Below are 5,720 nucleotides of genomic sequence, written 5' to 3' on the forward strand. Positions count from 1 at the left end.
TGTCAGTCCGGGTCGCGACCATAAGACCAGAACAGAGTAAATCTGTTAAGGCAGGTGCGGAACCCCGCAAGGGAAAGAAGCAGAAACCTAAATCGTGAGGTTTGGGAATCGCCGTCCGTTTTACGGCGGCGAGGATGTCAATCTATAGCTTATTTTACAGCAAATTCAGTATAGGGTCGAATATGTTCGGGTTTAAAGGCAAGGACAATTTGCTCTTTAGGAATACCGGCGGCTAATAAATCAGTGGCAATACCGTCTTCGGTTCCGTCTCGTTGTATCCAGATTTTACCATTAATAATTTGTAAATGAAGTAAACAGCCATGTACTCTTTCTCGGTTATCCCAACCTTCTAAGAGAATTAGATAGTTATCAGAGTCTTTGTCAATAATGAGGAGGCGTTTTACCTCTCCAGTAGCATAGCGCAAGTTTGCATAATAACGGAGAGATTCAATAATAATTTTTCTCATTTTTTCTAACCTATCCATCTTAAAATAACCTCCTCAATTTCGTCAAAAATTAATAATTTTAATCGTTTGTTGTCTAATAAAACTTGACCAATAGGATCTTCAAAAATATCGGCAAAAGCTTGTTGATGAATTGCTAAATATAAAGTTCTTTCAGATTTTAGTTTTGTCAATAAATCATAGTATAAAATATATTGTCCTAATGCTTTTTCTAAGTCATCGATAGATGATTTGCCAACAAAACTTTTAATTTCAATGGCAATTTTTTGATTGTCTTTTTCGGCGGCAATAATTTTTTCTGCTCCTAAGTCAATATATAAATCTCTTTTTCCCCAGCGAATAATTAGGGGGTCATGGGTAATTGTCCAGCCATCTTTGTCTAAGGCAGTTCTCACGGTATCATGATAAATATCTTTTGCTGGCATTTTTATTATAACTGATGATTATTAGAGATGCAGCGATTTTGGTACTGTTGAAGAATCGGTGATTCGTCTTTTTCATCTCGTTCCCAGGTTCTACCTGAAGCATACATTAAGGCAGAACCTTGATACAAGCAAGTTAAATTGATTTTATTTATCCATTTTTGCCTTGAGAAATTCTTCTAATTTATTCATGTCTTCTTGACTAGGAGTAAGGGTAAATCTAGTTACACCTGATTCAGTTCGCATTCTATCCATATAAATTCTTAGGGCTTCATCATCTTCTCGATGGGAGAGGACATATTTTCTTAATTCTGGGCGAGACATTTGGTAAAAATCAGGTTGATGATTCATCTTCAAACTCCACATTTCCGTTAGTTAATATGATAAAGCTAAGAGTTTCACCTGCTAGTATATAAATCTCCTTTCTTTTTTAATCATACCGAAATAGATGAATATCGGTATAGAAGTTAGACAGGGTTTGACACATTCTAAGGCAAGTAAGCATCTGTTCGGGAGTGGGTATCATTATTGATGGCTTTTTCCTCCAATTTACGAGTTTATAACTGTAATAAGTATAGCATAATACTGGATTGAAACAGCTAATTTAGTGCCTTAGATTTAAGGGAATGCGAGCATCCTGCTCGCTAATTATTCAGGTAGTCTGCTGGCTAGATGTTATATACCAAGCCAGAGCCTTGGCACAAGCAATAACTGTTAACTGTTCACTGAATCACCTTCCTCGACGACGCAACCACCCGCAGCCCGATGTTGTAGGTCCTGCTGACGGGGTAGTTGCGGTGGCGGGTGGCAGAACGGCAGTGTTGCGGGTTGTAGCTCCACGAACCACCGCGCAGCAGCCGATAATTATTCTCGTTCTCACTCAGCCAGGCACTGCCATCATCAGGCGCACCCTCATAACTATCATGCCAGTGGTCTGCACACCATTCCCAAACATTCCCGTGCATATCGTAGAGTCCATAACTATTCGCCGCTTGAAACCTTCCTACGGGAGTCGTCCTTCCACGAGCGGTTTCTGCATAATTTGCCAAAGCCGGGTCAATGTTGCACCCAAAATGATAGGGAGGATAGGCCGGATTTTGGATTTTGGATTTTAGATTTTGAATTGATTCTTCACTGATAACTGACCTACAGGCGTATTCCCACTCTGCTTCACTGGGTAAGCGGTATTGATAGCCTTGGCCTTTTTCCAGAGACCAGCGCGATAGTCTCTCACAAAATTCTACTGCTTCGTACCAACTAATAGTTTCCACTGGTCGGCAGCTATTTCCTTTATAGTGTGAAGGTTCTGGGTTGAGATCCCGTTCAACTTTAGGCAAAGAAGCTACTGCTCGCCACTGCGCCTGCGTTATCGGATATTTGCCCATCAGAAAGGGAGAAATCGTGACCCTGTGTGGCTGGCGTTCATTTGGATATGCTCCTTCTTCTCCTTCAGAAGCACCCATCCAAAATTCACCACCGGGAATTTCCAACATTTCTAGGTTTATTCCACTTTCTAACTCTTCGATTACTGTGGCTGGTAGATCGTTTTCTGCGATAATTGAGAGGTCAATATTTCCTTGTTTATCAACCTTTGCTGTCCAGATAGGAACCTCCTCTCCCCACTGTTTCAGCAACCAGGAAGCTGACAGCCTTATCTGTGCTTTTTCCTTCTCATCTTCGAGTAAGTTTTTCAAGTTTTCTTGGTTTAAAAATGATTTGTTGGCTGCCTCTTTTTCTAATGTCTCTCGCTCTAAATTATCAATGTCTGAACTGCGGAGGTAATTATATAATTCTTGCTGGCTACTAGCTTGGAGAAACTCTTGAGCCAAGTCCGTGGTTTCCACTGTGTCTTGATATTCTTGCAGGACTTTCTCCGCATCTGCTAACTTGTCACCCGACCACAAATAATACTGAGATTTGTTATTTTTTTGCCAGTCTTTGGCATCTTTATCCACCTGTTTGGCTAATTCTCTACCCTTGCGAGTTTCGGTTCGCCACAGATTCAGGTTGTCCCACTTTTCAATTAAAGCTTCATGTGCCAAATCTACCCAAGCTTCTTCTTCTCGTTCAGTTTTTCCCGTCACTAAAAGGCGACCTTTTACTAATCCTTGTTTTCCTTCAATCAGTTCTTTTAAAACTTTTTGTCCTTCTTGATTATCTCCAGCTAAAGACAAGATAAAGGCTTTTGATTGACGCAATCTGGTATCTTTTTCCCCATCTCCTATTTGCAGAAGATTCAAGAAAATTCGCTTGATTAAAGTTTTCTCTGTTTCTGTTCGCTCCTGCTGCGGTGAGTCTTTTTCATAATCCCTATATTGATAGACTTTATCAGCTTGACAATTTAACGCTCCTACTATCCCACCTATCGCCTCATAAGTATCTAAAGTCAGCCGATGTTTTGCTTCATCTCGTTTCTGCCAAAGCTGGGTTAAAGCAAACTCTAATAATGGTAAAAATCCTGGTTCTTGTTTAATATCTTCAAGGATTTTATTGAGTAAATAATTAGTAACTTCATAGCCTTGCAGTTTGGCTGGTTCGGTGATAGCTTCTAGCAAATCTAATCCCCTTAGATCTGGCAGGTATTCGGCGTTATTTTGAATCAGTTGTCGCAAAGAATCGTAACGCAAACAGGGTTCAATGAAATCCGCCCTCATGGTAGCGACAACTGCCAGAGGAGAGTCTGGAATTGTGGCAACTTGAGTAATCAATTCAATAAAGCGATCGCGCTGTTCCGCTAGAGCAAAAGTGAATAATTCCTCAAACTGATCTACCACCAGCAAGAATTTGTGTTCGCGGGGAAAAAGCTCTAATAGCGGTTTTAAGCCTTCCCTGTCTTGATTATTGATACATTGATCCAGCAATTGTTGATCATCTCGAAAATAGGGTAACAGCAGGCTTTCCAACATTGTCAACGGCTTAAATCCAGGCTTGATCGGTTCGAGAATTTGCCATCCTAATTCTTCCAACCAGGGTATCAATCCCGCCAGAACTACCGAAGATTTACCACTTCCAGAAGCACCAATCAGAGGGACAAAATTTAGCCGATCCAGCTTAGATTTGATGTCGTCCACCACTCGCTTGCGTCCGAAGAAAAATGGGCGTTCCTTCTTAGTAAACGCCAGCAATCCTTGATAGGGACAGCGCAATTCTCCCTTCTCATCTAGTAACGGTTCCACTTCTTTAACTTGAGGTTGCGCCCCATATTTGACCAGAATTATCGATCGCCCAACTCCCATGCGAATCGGTTCTTGACCCTTCCCTCGCAATTCCCGCGAAACAAAATCAAACAGGCGATCGCCACTAATTTCTCCCGTTTTTAGGTCAGCCTGTTGTGGGGACAGTCCTTCGAGTAAAGCGGCGGTGAACAAACTGTATTCCTCATCTTCCCAAGCTACCTGTTCTGACCGACAGGCGGTGATCAGGTAGTAATCTTGCTTCTCCTTAAATGCTGAGAGGCTAGGTTCCAGCAAAGTGCGATTTAATTCCCGATTTTCGGGCAATAACGCCCCCGCATGGCAACAGTCTAGCATTACTACCAGATTACTCAAATTAGAACGCCGTAATAAAGGATTGAGTTCTCGGTCTAAAGAAATGGCATTTTTGCCGTCGGGTTGGCTATCGGAGGTGGCGAGATAGGCTTCCCCGTCACCGATGCGATTGATCAGGCGAAACCCGTGTCCTGAAAAATAGATCAAGACTTCTTGATTTTTGGTCTGCTCTCCCGATAAGATTTGCTTTAAGGCTTGCAAGACTTCATTCCCCGTTACCTGTCCTGGAACAACTCCGTAGCGTTTTTCTGCGGCAATCCAGCGATCGGGTAGGCGTTCTACATTGGCAAATGTCCCGGTATTCTCCAAGAATTTAGCAACAGCTTCTGCATCTTTGGCGGGTTTACTCAAAGGTGGCAGGAAATTGGGGTTATCGTAATGGTTAATGCCGATGACGAGGGCGTAGCGAGCCATAGACAGTCAGCAAGGGATAGAAATGTTTTTTATATTAGGTTGTTTTTTGATAAACTGCAAGGAAAGCATACGCCCTCCCTTAGATAATCTTTTCTTATCATCACAAGTACGGGAGAGCCGAGAAATAGTTAAGAAAAAAGTTAATTTTCAATTTTTGCATTATTTATGACTCGACTAACTCCAATCCAAATTGACGAAAACACTCTAATTTATATAGAGTCCACCGATGACCTGGAAATTCCTGCCGAGACAGTAAAAACCGAGGGAAGAGTTGCTAAAGGGGTAATTAATGTACCAGATAAACAGCAAATTTTACAGAATTTTCAGACAATTGAAGATACAATTCGTACTTACACTACTTACACTTTAAACGCTTTTCGCAATTTAGCCATTGCCAACATTGAGGAAGTCACTTTACAATTTGGTGTGGAAATCGGCGGTGAGGTAGGAATCCCTTATATTACCAAAGGAACCGCTAAAAGTAATTTAAATATTACGGTTAAGTGTACCTTTCCTAAGCCGCCGAACTCGTCTGATTGATGGTTCAATCTTTAACGTTTTCTGGTTTTTCCATATATTCCCAAAATAAGAGAGCCAATTGACATCCTCGCCGCCGTAAAACGGACGGCGATTCCTCACCACGCCACTTTTTAAGGGTGGTCGCTGAACGGGGTTGACGCTTCACCGAAAAACGCTTAATTGCTTAAGTCTGACTCTTTCGACCCGTCCGTTTTGAGTGTCCGAATGCCCTCCGGCCACTTTGAACAAGTCGAAAAAATCTAATGTTCAACCTTATTTCCTAGAAAGTTTTACTCGTTCAAGGCCGAATTTGAATTCTTTTCTGAACAAAACCCCCTACTATCTGTTGTCAA

The 5,720-nt window shown here is 41.7% G+C and carries 6 protein-coding genes; 1 reads left to right on the forward strand and 5 read right to left on the reverse strand.

Translation table 11 applies throughout. The features are described 5' to 3' along the window. Positions 1-149 precede the first annotated feature (149 nt). The 5 genes from IM477_RS13150 to IM477_RS13165 form a co-directional block, all read right to left on the reverse strand. Positions 150-485: a XisI protein gene (locus IM477_RS13150; protein WP_287732086.1), complete on the reverse strand. Its 336-nt coding sequence runs from the start codon at positions 483-485 to the stop codon at positions 150-152. Beyond that, positions 473-889: an element excision factor XisH family protein gene (locus IM477_RS13155; protein WP_002758888.1), complete on the reverse strand. Its 417-nt coding sequence runs from the start codon at positions 887-889 to the stop codon at positions 473-475. Before IM477_RS13155 ends, IM477_RS13150 begins: the two co-directional genes overlap by 13 nt. Positions 890-1,033: 144 nt before the next feature. Further along, positions 1,034-1,237 (reverse strand): DUF6887 family protein, encoded by a 204-nt coding sequence (locus IM477_RS13160; protein ID WP_287732087.1) that lies wholly within the window; start codon positions 1,235-1,237, stop codon positions 1,034-1,036. Between the two features lie 79 nt (positions 1,238-1,316). Beyond that, positions 1,317-1,412, reverse strand: coding sequence for a DUF6888 family protein (locus IM477_RS23370; protein WP_502866540.1), 96 nt, complete (start codon positions 1,410-1,412; stop codon positions 1,317-1,319). Between the two features lie 196 nt (positions 1,413-1,608). After that, entirely contained in the window at positions 1,609-4,848 is a 3,240-nt protein-coding gene (locus tag IM477_RS13165; RefSeq protein ID WP_287732088.1) for an nSTAND1 domain-containing NTPase, read from the reverse strand. A gap of 165 nt (positions 4,849-5,013) precedes the next feature. Here IM477_RS13165 and IM477_RS13170 point away from each other — a divergent pair, with 165 nt between their 5' ends. Then, a complete protein-coding gene (locus tag IM477_RS13170; protein WP_104396437.1) occupies positions 5,014-5,388 on the forward strand; it encodes a CU044_2847 family protein in 375 nt (124 codons plus the stop codon). The last annotated feature ends 332 nt before the right edge of the window (positions 5,389-5,720 follow it).

The organism is Microcystis sp. M090S1, from assembly GCF_020246295.1.
GTDB classification, from domain to species: Bacteria; Cyanobacteriota; Cyanobacteriia; order Cyanobacteriales; family Microcystaceae; genus Microcystis; species Microcystis aeruginosa.